This is a genomic window from Rheinheimera hassiensis (genome assembly GCF_022436675.1).
Classification (GTDB): domain Bacteria; phylum Pseudomonadota; class Gammaproteobacteria; order Enterobacterales; family Alteromonadaceae; genus Alishewanella; species Alishewanella hassiensis.
On record NZ_JAKUJZ010000012.1, the window covers coordinates 52,055 to 68,916 of the forward strand.

A 16,862-nucleotide genomic window follows, 5' to 3' on the forward strand; every position below is an offset into this window, starting at 1 on the left:
GCAAAGCAATCTAAAGTCCACTCGTTAAACGCAACTGTATTATTTTAAGTAAAATCAATCATATAAAAGCTGGCATTCTTTGTGCTTTGCTTGTATGAGAGTTTGATCAGCAACACCAACACGGTTTGGTGTTAAAACAATTTGAATTGAAGTGCCAAGCGTTGCTTGGCACGGGCAACGAAGCCCAGGATCTGGCCACCTTTTTTGGTGGTTCAGGCCTGGGTTTTTTTATGGGCAAAATTTACTGGCAGTAATGGGGCGGTAAATGCCTTAAGGACTTAATAATGCAGCAGACCAAACAGATTCTGGTGATCGGCAATGGCATGGTAGGGCACCATTTTGTTGAGCAATTACGTGCTAAAGATCCGCTGGTGCAAATTACTGTGCTTTGTGGTGAAGCGCAGCTGGCGTACGACAGGGTGCATTTATCCGGCTATTTCAGCGGCACCAGTGCAGAGCAACTGGCGTTAACGACAGAAGAAGCCTACAAGGCGTCTGGTATCCAATACCGCTTAAATTGCTGGGTGGAACAAATTAACCGCGAGCAGCAATTGGTTGTAACCAGCCATGGCGGGCAGTTTTATTACGACGAGCTGGTGTTTGCTACTGGTTCTTACGCTTTTGTGCCGCCTATTCCGGGTAATGACCAGCCGCATTGTCTGGTGTACCGCACTTTGCAGGATTTAGATGCAATAGCGCAAAGCGCTGCGCTCAGCAAAGTTGGGGTGGTGATAGGCGGTGGTTTGCTCGGGCTGGAAGCAGCAAATGCGCTAAAACAACTCGGCTTACAAACTCATGTGGTGGAGTTTGCACCACAGTTAATGGCTGTGCAGTTGGATCAGGCCGGTGGCCAGATGTTAAGCCAGAAAATTACCGAGCTGGGTGTGCAGGTGCATACCGGCAAAGCCACTCAGGCGATAGTGGCTGGCGCAGAGTGCCGTTATCAGCTGAAGTTTGCTGATGGTGAATGCTTAGAGGCAGACTTAGTGCTGTTTTCTGCCGGTATCCGGCCTTATGACCAGTTGGCGCGCAGCTGCGGTTTAGCTGTCGGCGAACGGGGTGGCATAGTCGTTAACGATCAGTGTCAGACGTCTGACCCACATATTTATGCCATAGGTGAATGTGCCTTGTGGCAGCAAAAGATTTTTGGTTTGGTGGCACCCGGTTATCAGATGGCGCGTGTGGTGGTAAGCCAACTGACAGCTGGCGGGCTGAGTTTTAGCGGCGCTGATATGAGCACCAAGCTAAAGCTGCTGGGTGTGGAAGTGGGTTCTATTGGCGATGCCCATGCCAGAACGCCTGGCGCGTTAAGTTATGTGTTTACCGATCCGCGCGCTCAGGTGTATAAAAAAATGGTCGTCAGTAAAGACGGTAAACGTCTGCTGGGTGCTGTGCTGGTGGGCGATACCAGTAACTACGACAGCCTGCTGCAATATGCCTTAAACGATATGTTGCTGCCCAAACAGCCGGAGCAACTGATTTTACCTGCCACATCGGGTGCACCCTTAGCAGCTTTAACTTTGCCCAACAGCGCCACCATTTGTTCCTGCCATAACGTCGCTAAAAGCGACATAGTGGCGGCGATGGACGGTGGTAGTTGTGATTTAGCCGGCATTAAAAGCTGCACTAAGGCCAGTACAGGTTGTGGCGGTTGTACTGCTTTGCTGAAGTCAGTGGTGGACGATGAGCTGAAAAGCCGTGGCGTTGAGGTGAAAAATCATCTGTGTGAACACTTTGCTTATTCCCGGCAGGAATTGCTGCATTTAGTTCAGGTGGGCGGTATTAAAACCTTTGCTGAACTGCTGAGCCGCCACGGTCAGGGGCTGGGCTGTGATATCTGTAAGCCGACAGTGGGCTCTATTCTGGCGTCGAGCTGGAATGATTATGTGCTGAAAAAGCCTCATGTAGGTTTGCAGGATACCAACGATACCTTCCTGGCCAATATGCAAAAAGACGGTTCCTATTCGGTGGTGCCCCGCATTGCCGGTGGCGAAATTACCGCTGAAAAATTGCTGGTGATAGGCCAGGTAGCGTTAGATTTTAACCTCTACACCAAAATTACCGGTGGTCAGCGTATCGACCTATTTGGCGCCCGTTTAGAGCAGTTACCTGCCATTTGGCAACGTTTGGTCGATGCGGGTTTTGAGACAGGCCATGCCTATGGCAAGTCGCTGCGTACCGTCAAATCTTGTGTTGGCAGCACTTGGTGTCGTTATGGCGTACAGGATAGTGTTGGTCAGGCCATAGCTATTGAAAACCGCTACAAAGGTTTACGTGCACCCCACAAAATTAAAATGGCAGTGTCGGGTTGCACCCGCGAATGTGCTGAGGCGCAAAGCAAAGACATCGGCATTATTGCCACTGAAAATGGCTGGAACCTGTATGTCTGCGGTAACGGCGGTATGAGACCACGCCACGCCGACTTATTTGCTACCGATCTTGATACCGACACTTTAATCCGCTACATAGACCGCATTCTGATGTTGTATATCCGCACTGCCGACCGTTTGCAGCGCACGTCAGTCTGGATGGAAAAGCTGGATGGGGGGCTGGATTATCTGCGTAAAGTTATTATCGACGACGAGCTGGGTTTAGCGGCAGAGCTGGAAAACCAGATGGCAGCCTTAGTGAATACTTATGCCTGTGAATGGAAAGCCACGCTGGACGACCCCCAAGCGCTGAAACGTTTCCGCCAGTTTGTAAACAGCCCGGATGCAGATGAAAACATCGTTTTTGTTGAAGAACGTGCGCAAATTCGCCCGGCTACGGCAGAAGAAAAACGTCAGTGGCAACAACAAATTCCCGTAACAGAAATCGCTGTCAAAGCTTTAGCAGAGGAGAACTAACATGGCCTGGGCGGATATTTGTGCTTTTGAAGATTTAGTCGAAAACAGCGGCATCTGCGCTTTGCTCAATGGCCAGCAGGTTGCGGTGTTTTTGCTGGCGCCTAGTGATGAACCGCAGGTTTATGCTGTGGGAAATTACGATCCGCTCGGTAACGCTAATGTGCTGTCGAGAGGGATTTTAGGTTCTATAGGTGAGCAAATAGTGGTCGCTTCACCTTTGTATAAACAGCATTTTAGCCTGACCACAGGCCAGTGTTTAGAACAACCTGATGTAGTGATCCCGGTGTATCGGGTGAAGCTGCAACAGGGCAGGGTGTGGCTGAATGCCGGACAACAAAATCAACAGGCATCAGCCGCCTGATTAACAACCCGATATAAAGGGTTGGCTAAAAGGGCAAAGGACAAGGTTAACTAGAAAGGTAAACATAATGAGTGTGATGAGCTACTTTTTACGTTCGCCGCTAAGCCGTTCTGTGGTGTCCGGCTGGAACTGGCGCAGCGCGAAAGCAGAACTACAACAGCCCGATAGCAATGGCCGGGTAGTGCTGATAGGTGCCGGGCCAGGCGATCCTGAACTGTTAACAGTGAAAGCCCTGCGTTTATTGCAACAGGCAGATGTACTGTTGTTTGACAGTTTAGTGTCGGCTGAACTATTAGCCATAGCGCCACGGCGTTGCAAAAAGGTGTTTGTCGGCAAAAGAGCCGGCCGCCATGCTATGCCACAGCAAGACATAAACCAATTGTTGGTAAAGTACGGCCAGCAAGGTGGTTTAGTGGTGCGGCTAAAAGGTGGCGACCCGGCGATTTTTGGCCGGATATCAGAAGAAACTGCAGCGTTGCAACAAGCCGGAATTGCCTTTGCGATAGTGCCGGGCGTGACCAGCGCCTGCGCCGCTTCGGCCTATTGTGGTATTCCGCTGACCGCCCGCGGCAGTGCCACGTCAGTGCAGTTTTTAACCGCGCAGTTTGCCGACCCGACCAAACAGCCGGACTGGTCTGGTTATCAGTACAGAGTCAATGGCTCTAACCCCACGCTGGTGGTCTACATGGGCTTAAACCGTTTGCAGCAATTGTGTGCTGGTTTAGTGTCTGTCGGCTGGCCGGACAATACCGCTATAGCGCTGCTGGATCAGGTCAGTACAGCCCAGCAACAGCAACTGCAGGGTACGCTGGCTGATATTGGCCAGCGTTTAGCGGCCAATCCGCTATGCGGCCCGACATTGATTGTGATTGGCGAGGTACTACACCAACGTATGACAGTTGATTTAAGCTTACTGCAGGCCAAGGCTGTTGCTTAGTTTGCCAGCAGCCACAAGATCACCAGGCATTGCAGCAAGCAGCAGCTTTGCCAGAACCACAGCGGATGCAGCCTGAAACTTCGCATTGGGATGGCGTAAATCATATAAAAACTCAGACAAGGCCTGATAACGCAGGCTGGGATCAGGCTGCAGGGCTTTTTCCAGTGTCCGGTCCAGCCAGGCGGGTTGCTCACTGTCGGCGGATAACACAGACTGATACTGTAGTTTTTTCTGCGCTTTTAAACTTCTGCGTCGGGCAACCTCAGGCCCGTAAGGAAAGCGCCCCGACAGCAACTGATAGGTTAATACAGCTAGTGAGTACAGATCTGAGCGCTCACTGCCTGGCGCACCTAAAAAATACTCAGGTGCACAATATAAGGCAGTGCCGGGAATATCGCCGGCTACTTCGTCATCTGGTTGTAAACCGGCCAGCCGTGCAGCACCAAAGTCGATAATTTTAACGCTGCCCTGTGGCGTAACCATGATATTTTCCGGTCGTAAATCCTGATGCAATATTTCGCTGCGGTGCAAAGCCTGTAAGCCTTTGCCAATTTGCTCTGTAAGCGTACGTATTTGTTCCAGAGTGGCTTTGGGGTGGTCGAGTTGCCATTGGCGCAGGGTTTGGCCATCGATATATTCAAATAGTGTATACAGCGCTGTGCGTGGCCTGTTGATACTGGCCGGGCGCATTATATAAGCACTGTTAACCCGTTTTGCTATCCACTCTTCGCGTAGCAGCCGCTCCAGATAATCGGGCTGTTCGGCTAAATCAATCGACGGTGCTTTTAACACCATCAGTTGGTCTGTTTCGCTGTCCTGCACCAGATACACATGGCTGCGGCTACTTTGTTGCAGTGGCCGTATCATCTGCAGGCCGTCCAGTGTATCGCCTTGTTGCAATAGCGGTGGCAAAGGCAATTGCTGATCGACACAAGCCGGTAAACTGCTATCTGCCGCCAAGGTGTTAATACGCACCAGTTGCAGCGTAATATTGTCTTTGCTGCCAGCGGCTAAAGCGGCGTCTGCCAGTTGCTGAGCCAGCGCGGATAAATCTGCTTGTTCTGGCCCAAGTAACGCCATTAGTTGCGGCTGTGGTAACACTTCAAATAAGCCATCTGTCGCCAGCAGAAATATATCACCTGCCAGCAATGGCAGGCTATGGTAATCGGGTTCCAGCACTGCGCCGGCTCCAAGCGCCTGGCTTAAAAAACTGCTTCTGCCACGCCATACCCGGTGATCCCGCGTCAGTTGTTCCAGTTGCCGGTTACGCCACAGATAAATCCGGCTGTCACCCACATGCAGAAAATGCGCATGGCGTTGCTTTAGGATCAGCGCACTAAAAGTGCAGACATAACCTTTGTCCGGATCGGCAGCAAAAGGGCCATTGCGGTTTTGTGCATATAACCAGTTATGGCTGGCCTTTAACACCTGTAAGGCGGCATGCGGCACCGACCAGGCATCGCTGGTACAGTAGTAGTCGCTGAGAAAGCTTTTCACCGCGGTTTCGCTGGCAATCTGGCTAACGGTACTGGTGCTTATACCATCGGCCACCGCCAGCACTATGCCTTTGTTACTCAGCTGTGGTTCTGTGGGCAGGCAAGCGCCAAACCAATCCTGGTTCAGTGTTTTGCAACCTGCACTACTGTACTGGCCGATGGATACTTGCAACGACATGGTCAAACTTTGGCCAGATCTGCAGTGTTGCGGCTTGCTGCGGTGGTCACCAGATTACGTTTAGGCGCAGTTTTATAGTGCGTGCTGTACAGCGTCAGGCCGGTAAAAGCCAAACCGCCAACCAGATTGCCCAGCGCCGTGGGTATTTCGTTCCAGATCATATAATCCATAATAGAAAAATCACCGCCCATCATCATGGCGAAAGGGAATAAAAACATATTCACCACTGAGTGCTCAAAACCCATAAAAAAGAACAGCATAATCGGCATCCACATGGCAATGACTTTGCCACTGACATGGGTAGAGATCATAGCGCCAACCACGCCCATCGACACCATCCAGTTACATAACATGCCGCGCAGAAAAATGGTTAGCCAGCCCACTGTTCCGTGTTCGGCATAACCCAAAGTGCGTGCCTCACCGACTCCGGCCAGTTTCTGGCCTACGGCGTCGGGCTCTAAATGAAAGCCCATGGTTAAAATAAACGCCATCATGGCTGCCACTGTTAAAGCGCCAACAAAGTTACCTATAAATACCAGCCCCCAGTTGCGTAGTACCCCCTTTACCGTAACGCCGGGGCGGCGGTCCAGTAAGGCCAGCGGTGTCAGTACAAAAACACCGGTCAGCAAATCAAACCCCATCAGGTACAACATAATAAAACCAACCGGGAACAACATAGAGCCAACTAAAAAAGAGCCCGTATGCACAGCAACGGTTACCGCAAACACCGCTGCTAACGCCAGAATTGCCCCCGCCATATAAGAGCGGATCAGTGTATCGCGGGTAGACATAAAAATTTTCGATTCGCCGGCATCGACCATTTTGGTCACAAACTCGGCTGGAACTAAATAAGCCATAGGTTCACCTTTTTCCGTTATGTGTAGTTATTCAGCTGCTGTTTTTTGCACAACAAAAAAGGCGTCCGGATCATGCTGTGTTATCAGCTGATCACGGGACGCCTTTGTCCTGAAACTGTTTTCTGTCCGGAGGTGCTTAACACCTCTGTCGCATTTAACTAGGCAACTTTGATGCCAGCCTGAAATTTTCGCTTAATCGTCTAATTTGTCTTGGTTTTTAATAATATGCCTTTGCAGTGGCGGCAGTACTAAGGGCTATAGTTGTGCATAGTAGCGCATTTTTTGCACTGATTTGGGGCGCTTGCCGTTATTGGTGTTGTTATTAGCAGGCGCTTATTCAGGTTAAAACGCAGCACTGGCAGCAGCTGGCATAGCCGGAAGGTGGGTATGGAACGAGCATTGCTAGACCTTAGCACTAGAAACTTTATTGTGTGATGTATGAACCCTTCCACCGCGCAGTTTTTGCTGGCCGCGAAACAGGCAGAAATAAAAGCCCTGTTGCAGCTTTCGGCTAACTGTCAGCTGGTAACCAGCATTAGCGAACTGGTGCATCAGCTGCAGCGCGAGCGGGGCATCAGCAATATTTTTCTCGCTTCAGGCTGTGAGCTGTTTGCCCGCCAACGCCAGCAGCAATTGCAGCACAGTATAACGGCAGAGCAACAATTACGTGCCGCGCTGGAGCAGCATTACTTACACGCGGCACAGCCATGCAGCAGTAGCCGTTTACTCAGTGATATTTGTCTGGCCTTGCAGGGCATGGATCATCTGGCTGAACTGCGCGAACAAATACACCAGCAAAAAATAACCCCCTTACAAGCCACCGAAGCCTATAGCCGCTTGATTGCCGCCTGGCTGGCAGTGGTGTTGGAGTCGGCTGATCTGGCCTGTGACGCCAGCATTACCCGCGTGCTGGTTACCTTGTTTAACTTACTGCAAACCAAAGAGTATGCCGGCCAGGAAAGGGCATGGGGTGCAATGGGTTTTGCCTCGGGCCAGGTGAGTACTGAATTGGCCGAGCGTTTATTATTACTGCAGCAGGCACAGCAACACAGCGCTGCTGTATTTCTGGAATTTGCCAGCAGCGCACAACAGCAGCAGTGGCACCTGCTGGAGCAAAGCAGTGCAGCTAAACAGCTGCAACAACTGAGAACTATGTTGCAGCAACTGCCTGGCACGACAACGCTGGTGCCGGCAGTCAGTGATCTTTGGTATCAGTTTGCTACCGATCGTATGGACGCCATGCACCAGTTAATGGCATTACTGACAGCTGATTTACAGCAACTTACCGCTGCTACAGTAACTGCCGCTCAACAGCAGTTGCAGCAGCACCGGCACAAGCTAACCGAGCTGACAGCCTTGCCAGGCAGTTCAGGATTAACTCTATTAATCGACCCCAGCATGCCGGGTTTATATGGCGCCTCGGTTTTACCGCAAACTACTAACGAACACAGCATAAAAGCCCCCAGCCGCTCGTTCTATCAGTTGCTGTCGGAACAAGGGCAGCATATCCGCCAGATGCATACTGAACTAACCGATGTGCGCCGGGCTATTGGCGAGCAAAAACTGATAAATCGCGCCAAGTTGTTATTAATGCAATATAAAAAACTAACAGAAGAGCAAGCTTACCGCCAGCTGCAGCAAAGCGCGATGCAGCAACAGTGTAAAATAGCCGACGTCGCCGCCGCAGTGGTTAATGCTTTGCATAAAGCAAAAGAACAGAATTAGCGAGTAACCGATAAAGCGGTTTAGCTTTTATCATACCGTCACAACCGGCCCGAAAGTGTCAATAACACTCTGCTCAGAAAAGTTACGGCCACGAGCGCTCTGCTGCAAACGTCTACAGCGTCTACGAAAAGTTCGCTAAATTGCACCTTTTGTGTTTTAATTGTGTTAATTTAAATTAAACATATTGGTGTTTGTCTGTGTTAACTTTAGATGCTAGATCCTTATCAGTCTGTATTCAAGCGCTGCAAGCGGCAATTACACACAGTGACTTTTTGTCACAGCCAGCCACTGCTTAAGATGAACACGGCGGCTATTTCATTACAACCTCTGGTATCAGATCGCGCTGATGCCGTTCCCGTAGCGGAAATTTGGCTGGCTGGCGCTACCACCGCCAAACTGATCGGCGGGGCAGTGCTTGAGGCTGCTTTTCATTGTGAACATGGCTATCTGCTGTTTGTTACTGATGATATTCCTTTTGAAGACACACTTAGCATTTACCTGATGGACCAGGATTTTCAGGTATTGGACAGTGTTAATATTGGTGTGGCGTATTCTACCGGTAACTTCCATTTACTACGTGAACCGTCAGCACGTGAAGTGCAGTTCAGTTTTATTGGCGGCTATAACTGGCGCCTTACTTTATTAGCTACTCCGGAATTTTGCCTGCCGTTATTTAACGAGCCTGCCGGTGTGCGTCGCAAGCCCAGCTTTAAGCGTTGGTTTAAGCTAAGTTACTCGCGTTAAAAATTATTGCCGTTCCCTGTTTTATCTACTAAGTTAGTAACTTGCAGCCGCCTAAGAGCGGTAAAGGACTGAATAACAGGGAAGCTCATCATTGAAGAAGCTGCTGCTTATTGCACTGGTCGCCTTTGGTGCCTGGAATCACTATCAAAAACAAAGCACAGCAGAACCCGTCGTTGAAAGCGTGCCGAAAGTGTTACCCGATTACACAGTACCAATTAACAAAGCCCGTGCTGTGGCTAATACGCCACAATTCCGTTGTGACGGCCGCCAACACTGCAGCCAGATGACATCTTATGACGAAGCAGTATTCTTTTTAAGAAACTGCCCGGATACCAAGATGGATGGCGATTACGACGGTATTCCTTGTGAGCAGCAATTCGGCAAAGGCCGTTATTAACCACTAACCTTCTTTACCACATACCGGTAGGGTAATTCATCGGTATCACTGCTCACTAACTCATGATCCATAAAGCGGCAAAATGCCGGTATATCGCGGGTGGTGGCGGGATCGTCGGCAATAATCAATAAAGTTTCACCCACCTGCATTTTGCGAATTTGCAGCCGTATCATCATTACCGGCTCGGGGCAGCGCATTCCCAAGGCGTCCAGGGTGTGATTTGCGCTGCTGAATAACTGTTCCATCTATACTCCGGTATAAAATCTTTGCTTTGTCTGTGCAGCTTCGGGCATTCCTGCCCTTCAGCCGTGCGGCCCGGCTCTGCCGTACGCCGGCGTTCCATACGCCAGCTGTTGCCGCATTCGCTGTGCTCGTGGGTCTGTGGCTGCGCCAGCGAGATTTGCGCCTAAGTCTGTATACTAATAAATAAGGGCCGTAAAAACGGCCCTTATTCTATGCGATTGTGTTTGTTGCTGCCAGCTTATGGCCGCTCAAACTATGGCCGTTCAAAAACAGTCGCAATACCCTGGCCTAAACCGATACACATGGTCGCCAGGCCAAACTTACCGCCTTTATCTTCCATGACGTTAATCAGCGTGGTGCTGATACGTGAACCGGAGCAACCCAGCGGGTGACCAAGGGCGATAGCGCCGCCGTTCAGGTTTACTTTTTGATCTTTTACTTCCAGTAAGCCTAAGTCTTTCATTACCGGTAGGGCCTGGGCAGCAAAAGCTTCGTTCAGCTCGGCGTAGTCGATATCGGCAATACTAATGCCAGCCATTTTTAACGCCTTTTTCGATGCCGGTACCGGGCCGTAACCCATGATAGACGGATCGCAACCGGCTACACCCATACCACGCACATAAGCGCGGATTGGCAGACCCAGCGCTTTGGCTTTGTCTTCGCTCATTACCAGCATGCCAGAGGCACCGTCCGATAACGCAGAGGACGTACCGGCTGTTACTGTGCCGTTGGCCGGGTCGAATACCGGGCGCAGTTGGCCCAGTGCTTCTACTGTGGTTTCCGGCCGGATTACTTCGTCATAATCCATCAGCTTTAACACACCGTCGGCGTCGTGGCCTTCAGTGGGGATAATTTCGTTTTTAAACCGGCCCTGCAGGCTGGCTTCCTGGGCTAGGCGGTGTGAACGCGCACCGAACTCGTCTTGCTGCTGGCGGCTGATGCCATGCATTTTACCCAGTAGTTCTGCGGTTAAGCCCATCATACCGGCGGCTTTCGCCACAGAGGTGGATAAACCCGGGTGGAAATCGACACCGTGGTTCATCGGCACATGGCCCATGTGTTCAACACCACCGATTAAATACACTTCACCCATGCCGGTTTGAATAGCGCGCACCGCATCGTGCAGGGCCTGCATAGACGAGCCGCATAAACGGTTTACGGTAACAGCCGGTACCGAATGCGGAATGCCGGCCAATAACGCGGCGTTACGCGCTACGTTAAAGCCTTGTTCTAGTGTTTGCTGTACACAACCCCAGATAATATCGTCGATATCTGCCGGGTTTAACGCCGGGTTGCGCTCAACCAAAGAGGCCATGACATGGGCAGACAGTTGCTCGGCGCGCACGTTGCGGTACATACCGGCTTTGCTGCGGCCCATCGGGGTGCGAATGCAATCTACAATAACTGCGTTTTTCATTATTTTGCTCCTGCGCTTAAACCGGGAAGAAACGCTGGCCGGCTTCGGCCATAGCGCGGGTTTTGTCTGTTACCTGATAAATTTCGCCTAAATGGGCGTATTTATCGGCCAGGGCGACAAAGTTGCTTAAACCTATGGTATCGGCATAACGCAACGGACCACCGCGGAACGGCGGAAAGCCTAAGCCGTAAATCAGGCCCATGTCGGCTTCAGCGGCGCTGGCTACAATGCCTTCTTCCAGACAGCGAATAGTCTCGTTAATCATTGGCACCATAACGCGGGCAATAATGTCTTCGCTGCTAAATTCCTGTTTATCAGCCGAGATATCAGCCAGTAAACTCAGTGCGGCCGGGTCGATATCTTTTTTCGGCTTGCCTTTGGCATCTTTGCTGTAAACATAAAAACCCACGCCGTTTTTCTGGCCGTAGCGCTCTGCTTTATACATCGCGGCTACCGGGTCGTTATCCAGCTTGGCCATCCGTGTCGGGAAGCCAGCTGCCATTACGTCGGTACAGTGGTAAGCGGTGTCTAAACCGACAACATCCAGCAGGTACGCCGGGCCCATCGGCCAGCCGAACTGCTTTTCCATTACCTTGTCTACCTGGGCAAAATCGGCGCCGTCTAATACCAGCTTGCTGAAACCGGCAAAGTAGGGGAACAGTACGCGGTTAACAAAGAAGCCCGGGCAGTCATTCACAACGATAGGTGATTTACCCATCTTGGCTGCATAAGCTACTACGGCGGCAACGGTTTCTTCGCTGGTGTCTTTACCGCGGATAACCTCTACTAATGGCATACGGTGTACCGGGTTAAAGAAGTGCATACCACAGAAGTTTTGCGGCCGGCTTAAGTTTGCCGCCAGTGAATCAATCGAAATGGTTGAAGTGTTCGAGGTTAAAATAGCGTCGTCGCTTAACAGCGCTTCTACTTCTTTTAATACCGCGCCTTTAATTTTCGGGTTCTCTACCACGGCTTCCACGACGATATCGACACCTTTAACATTCTCGTTGCTTAGCGTGGGGGTAATAGATGCTATTACTTTAGCCATGCCGATGGCATCCAGCTTTTTGCGCTCCACCTGCTTACCGAGTAATTTGGTCGCTTCGCCCATGCCCAGTTCTAACGCCTTATCGGCGATGTCTTTCATGACTACCGGCACGCCTTTTAACGCCGACTGATAGGCAATACCGCCGCCCATAATACCGGCGCCCAGTACCGCGGCCTTTTTCACTGCTTTAGTCGCGGTTTTAGCGGCTTTTTTCGCTTTGCCTTTGATCAACTGGTCATTTAAGAACAGGCCGATTTGCGCGGTGGCTGCATCGGTTTTTGCCAGTTTGGCAAAGCCGGCATTTTCCAGCGCCATAGCGCCGGCGCGATCCAGTGTGGCGGCTGCTTCAATGGTGGTAACCGCTAACATCGGCGCCGGGTAGTGTTTACCGGCGGTGGCAAATACCATGCCTTTGGCGGTGCTGAAGCTCATGGTGGCTTCGGTTTTGTTTAGTTTTAGTGGCTGTAACTTCACGGCGCGCTTTTTACGCCAGTCCAGTTTGCCAGCAATGGCATCTTCCAGCATGCTTAGCGCTGCGGCTTCCAGTTTCTCTGGTGCTACTACCGCATCAATTAAACCAAACTTTTGTGCCTGGTCGGCACTGTGGTCTTTACCGGTAGTGATCCATTCCATGGCATTATCGGCACCGATAATACGCGGCAGGCGCACGGTACCGCCAAAGCCTGGCATCAGGCCCAGTTTTACTTCGGGTAGGCCAATGCGGGTAGTGGTGTCAGCTACGCGATAATCGCCTGTAAGTGACCACTCACATCCGCCACCGAGTGCAAAACCTTTGAGTGCTACTATGGTAGGGACGGGCAAGTCTTCAGCCAGATCAAAAATATCAGAGGCCTGTTTAATCCACGGAATAAGCTCCGCTTCCGGCCGTAAAAAGGTGCTTAAGAATTCAGTAATGTCGGCGCCGACGATAAAGGCATCTTTATCACTACAAAAAATAACGCCTTTTAGTGCTTTGTCTGCGTGCAGCAGGTCTAAAGCTGTCTTACAATCAGTCAGGGTTTGCTGATCGAACTTGTTAACTGAGCCTTGCGCATTAAAGGCAAAGCGGACGATACCAGGTTTCAGGTAGGCAACACTGATGTTGTCACTCTGGTAAATCATAATGGTGCTCCTTGGTCGCGTATGTTAGGGTTTTTCGCAACTGGTACGATGAGGTTGTCTTGCTCAGTGTGTCGCGGTTCGCAAAAAAATTCAACCGTTATTTAAACGCGTGTTTGAATCCGACAACGGTGGTCAGCAGTAACTATAGGTGGTATTTTTTCTTTTTCGTGTATTTATCGGGGTTATCACAGTGAAACGGATGGTTTTAATACTGAGTAACCTGCTCCTGATGCCGCTTGCTGCGGCATCTGTGTCTTCCGAGGCAGCGTTACGCAATGAATTTTTACAGGCTGAGCGCCAGATTGGCAGCCTGAAATCTGAGCAGGCACAAAAAGTGCTGGAAAAATTTGCCGGTTATCCGTTGCAGCCCTATTTGCAGCAACGCCGTTTACAGCAGTTTTTAACTGCCGATGAGCGTATTGCCGCATTTTTGCAGCAATACCAAAAAACACCGATGGACTGGCCATTGCGCAAACCCTGGTTACTGGATTTAGCCCGCAGACAAAAAGCCGCTACTTATCTGGCCAATTATAACGGCTCTAACGATGCCGAGCTCGAATGCCATGCACTGCGTTTTAAGCTGGCCGGTAAAAATGCCAATACCAAAGCCATTTGGCCCGAAGTGGCCCGTCTGTGGGTAGTGGGCAAATCACAACCTAAAGCTTGTGATTCCTTGTTTTCGGCCTGGCGCAAAGCCGGCCAGCAAACGCCAGAGCGGGTGTGGCAGCGCATCCGTTTATCCGCAGAAGGCGGTGATGCAGGTTTAATTCGGTATCTGAAAACCCAGTTACCGGCAGATCAGCAGTATCTGGCTGATATGTACTTAAAAGCGCGGCAAAACCCCGCAGTGATTAGCAGTGCAAAGTTTTTTCCGCTGAAAAAAGTAAATGAGCGTGACGTGCTGGCGTATGGCCTGAAGCGGCTGATTTGGCGGGATCCTGATAAAGCCCTGGCATTATGGCAGAAATTTATTAACGACCCATATTTTACCGAGGCGCAGCGGTTGGATGTACGGCGCCAGTTTGCTATAGCACTGGCCAGTAAAGCCGATGAGCGCGCTGCAGATTGGTTTAAACAACTGCCGCCCGAGCTTATTGATAATATGCTGGCGCACTGGCAGGTTAGCCACGCCCTGGCACAACTGGACTGGCCTAAAGTACAGCAGGTTATTGAAGCCTTTCCGGCCGATATCGCCAAAGACAGCAGCTGGCGCTACTGGTTAGCGCGGGCTTATGAGCAACAGGGGCAGGCAGATAAGGCTAAACCGCTGTTTGAAGCGCTGGCATTGCAGCGGCATTTTTATGGCTTTATGGCTGCAGCAAAACTGGGCCTGCCGCCCAGCCTGGCGCATGCGCCTGTTACCGTGTCAGAAGATGAGCTAAAAACCCTGAAACAGCACCCGGCAGTAAGGCGGGCACAAGAATGGCTGGCGCTGGGGCGCTTAACTGAAGCGCGGCGCGAGTGGAACCACCTGCAAGACACCTCAGACGAGCAGCAAAAACTGGTGTCAGCCAAGCTGGCGCATCAGCTGCAATGGTACGAGCGGGCTATTTTCTCGCTGGCCGATGTCGGTTACTGGGACGATGTTGAACTGCGATTTCCACTGGCGTATCAGAATGAAATAACGCAATCAGCGGCGAAAGTGGATATAGAATCCGGCTGGGCCATGGCGATTGCCCGGCGCGAAAGCTCTTTTATGGCAGATGCTAACTCGCCGGTAGGGGCGCGTGGCCTGATGCAACTAATGCCGGCTACCGCGCGTGAAATCGCGAAAAAACCGGTACAACTCACGCAGCTTTATAACCCGGTGATCAATATCGATTACGGTACCGATTACCTGAATTACCTGCGTAAACGCAACGACGGCAACCTGTTAATGGCCACGGCGGCTTATAACGCCGGGTACAGCAGGGTTAAGCAATGGATCCCGAAAACCCATGCGCTACCGGCTGATGTCTGGGTTGAAACTATTCCATATCGCGAAACCCGCGATTATGTAAAGGCGGTGATGGCGTATTACCAGATTTATAATATACGGCTAAACACCCCGACAGATGTGTTTAAACCACTGACCACAATGCAGATTGGGGTCGTGGTGGAATAATGTTATGATGCCCCGCATATTTTTCAGCCAACAGGTCAGACACTTATGACAGCTTCTTATCAAAGCCTGTATCAGGCCCATATTGCCGAATTACAGCAGCGTACCCGCCGTTTGTTAGAGCGGGAAAATCTGGATGCATTGGTGATCCACTCCGGCCAGACGCAGCGCAAGTTTCTTGATGATATGGATTACCCGTTTAAAGCCAATCCGTTATTTAAAGCCTGGCTGCCGGTTATTGATAATCCGCATTGCTGGCTGATTGTTGATGGCGTAAACAAACCTAAGCTGATTTTCTACCGGCCGAAAGATTTCTGGCACAAAGTGCCGGACGAACCACATGATTTCTGGGCAGAATATTTTGATATTCAGCTGCTGGACAAAGCCAACAAGGTAGAAACCCTGCTGCCGTATGATAAAGCACGGCTGGCGTATCTGGGCGAATATCTTGAGGTAGCACGGGCGCTAGGCTTTACAGAAATTAACCCCGAACCGGTGCTGAACTTTATTCACTTTTACCGCGCCTACAAAACGCCGTATGAACAAGCCTGTCTGCGCATTGCTAATCAGATGGCGGTGGCGGGCCATAATGCGGCAAAAGCGGCGTTTTATGCCGGTGGTACTGAGTTTGATATTCAGCTGGCCTATTTAGCTGCGGTACGGCAAACAGAAAACGAAGTGCCGTATGGCAATATTATTGCGCTAAACCAAAACTGTGCCATTTTGCATTACACGGCACTGGAGCGCAAAGCGCCGAAGCAGCGGCACTCGTTTTTAATTGATGCTGGTGCTGAGTTTCATGGCTATGCTGCCGACATTACCCGTACTTACAGCTTTAACCCCCAGGACGAGTTTGGCAGCTTAATCAGCGCGGTGAATGAAGCCGAACTTAAACTGGTGGCAGGCTTAAAACCTGGCTTGAAATACGGCGAGCTGCATATTCAGTGTCATCAACATATCGCGGAAATTTTGCATCAGTTTGATTTTGTTAAATTAGCGCCTGAGGCTATTGTTGAAAGCCAGATCAGCCGTACGTTCTTTCCGCATGGTTTAGGCCATCACCTTGGCTTGCAGGTGCATGATGTTGGCGGCTTTATGGCCGACGAGCGCGGCACTCATGTTGCAGCGCCGGACAGCCATCCGTATTTACGTTGTACCCGCACTATTGAAGCCGATATGGTGTTTACCATTGAACCTGGCCTGTATTTTATCGACAGCCTGCTGGCCGATTTAGCTGCCACCGAGTTTGATAAATACATTAACTGGCAAAAAGTAGATGCGTTTCGTCAGTTTGGCGGTATCCGCATAGAGGATGATATTATTGTTCACCGCGATCGCAACGAAAATATGACCCGTGATTTGCAACTGGCCTAAGCCACAGGGACGCCGC

13 protein-coding genes are annotated in these 16,862 nt (G+C 50.8%); 8 read left to right on the forward strand and 5 right to left on the reverse strand.

Annotation, left to right across the window (positions count from 1 at the left end):
* Positions 1-284 precede the first annotated feature (284 nt).
* The 3 genes from nirB (at position 285) to cobA (ending at position 4,144) form a co-directional block, all read left to right on the forward strand.
* Entirely contained in the window at positions 285-2,846 is a 2,562-nt protein-coding gene (gene nirB / locus MJX74_RS20625; protein WP_240224906.1) for a nitrite reductase large subunit NirB, read from the forward strand.
* 1 nt (position 2,847) lies between these two features.
* Complete coding sequence (nirD, locus tag MJX74_RS20630) at positions 2,848-3,207, forward strand: nitrite reductase small subunit NirD (RefSeq protein WP_240224907.1); 360 nt, start codon at positions 2,848-2,850, stop codon at positions 3,205-3,207.
* 67 nt (positions 3,208-3,274) lie between these two features.
* The gene (gene cobA / locus MJX74_RS20635; protein ID WP_240224908.1) at positions 3,275-4,144 is read left to right on the forward strand and encodes a uroporphyrinogen-III C-methyltransferase; all 870 of its coding nucleotides are present in this window, start codon (positions 3,275-3,277) and stop codon (positions 4,142-4,144) included.
* Here the strand turns inward: cobA and MJX74_RS20640 are convergent.
* Both MJX74_RS20640 and MJX74_RS20645 read right to left on the reverse strand, forming a co-directional pair.
* On the reverse strand, positions 4,118-5,818 hold the full coding sequence (locus tag MJX74_RS20640; protein WP_240224909.1) for a bifunctional protein-serine/threonine kinase/phosphatase: 1,701 nt from the start codon (positions 5,816-5,818) through the stop codon (positions 4,118-4,120). The two genes, cobA and MJX74_RS20640, sit on opposite strands and share 27 nt — an antisense overlap.
* A 2-nt stretch (positions 5,819-5,820) precedes the next feature.
* Positions 5,821-6,675: a formate/nitrite transporter family protein gene (locus tag MJX74_RS20645; protein ID WP_240224910.1), complete on the reverse strand. Its 855-nt coding sequence runs from the start codon at positions 6,673-6,675 to the stop codon at positions 5,821-5,823.
* A 438-nt stretch (positions 6,676-7,113) separates the two neighbouring features.
* Here MJX74_RS20645 and MJX74_RS20650 point away from each other — a divergent pair, with 438 nt between their 5' ends.
* From MJX74_RS20650 to MJX74_RS20660, 3 genes are all read left to right on the forward strand, one after another.
* Positions 7,114-8,400 (forward strand): nitrate regulatory protein, encoded by a 1,287-nt coding sequence (locus MJX74_RS20650; protein WP_240224911.1) that lies wholly within the window; start codon positions 7,114-7,116, stop codon positions 8,398-8,400.
* 264 nt (positions 8,401-8,664) lie between these two features.
* Positions 8,665-9,144 (forward strand): hypothetical protein, encoded by a 480-nt coding sequence (locus MJX74_RS20655; protein ID WP_240224912.1) that lies wholly within the window; start codon positions 8,665-8,667, stop codon positions 9,142-9,144.
* Between the two features lie 91 nt (positions 9,145-9,235).
* A complete protein-coding gene (locus MJX74_RS20660) occupies positions 9,236-9,541 on the forward strand; it encodes an excalibur calcium-binding domain-containing protein (RefSeq protein ID WP_240224913.1) in 306 nt (101 codons plus the stop codon).
* Here the strand turns inward: MJX74_RS20660 and tusA are convergent.
* The 3 genes from tusA to fadB form a co-directional block, all read right to left on the reverse strand.
* Complete coding sequence (gene tusA, locus MJX74_RS20665; RefSeq protein WP_240224914.1) at positions 9,538-9,786, reverse strand: sulfurtransferase TusA; 249 nt, start codon at positions 9,784-9,786, stop codon at positions 9,538-9,540. The two genes, MJX74_RS20660 and tusA, sit on opposite strands and share 4 nt — an antisense overlap.
* Positions 9,787-10,037: 251 nt before the next feature.
* Complete coding sequence (gene fadA / locus MJX74_RS20670) at positions 10,038-11,201, reverse strand: acetyl-CoA C-acyltransferase FadA (protein WP_240224915.1); 1,164 nt, start codon at positions 11,199-11,201, stop codon at positions 10,038-10,040.
* Positions 11,202-11,217: 16 nt separating this feature from the next.
* Positions 11,218-13,371 carry a fatty acid oxidation complex subunit alpha FadB gene (gene fadB / locus MJX74_RS20675; protein WP_240224916.1) on the reverse strand — a complete coding sequence of 718 codons (2,154 nt, stop codon included), beginning with the start codon at positions 13,369-13,371 and terminating at the stop codon, positions 11,218-11,220.
* A 199-nt stretch (positions 13,372-13,570) separates the two neighbouring features.
* Here fadB and MJX74_RS20680 point away from each other — a divergent pair, with 199 nt between their 5' ends.
* Together MJX74_RS20680 and pepQ are read left to right on the forward strand one after the other, a co-directional pair.
* Complete coding sequence (locus MJX74_RS20680; RefSeq protein WP_240224917.1) at positions 13,571-15,475, forward strand: transglycosylase SLT domain-containing protein; 1,905 nt, start codon at positions 13,571-13,573, stop codon at positions 15,473-15,475.
* Positions 15,476-15,520: 45 nt separating this feature from the next.
* On the forward strand, positions 15,521-16,846 hold the full coding sequence (gene pepQ / locus MJX74_RS20685; RefSeq protein WP_240224918.1) for a Xaa-Pro dipeptidase: 1,326 nt from the start codon (positions 15,521-15,523) through the stop codon (positions 16,844-16,846).
* Positions 16,847-16,862: the final 16 nt, after the last annotated feature.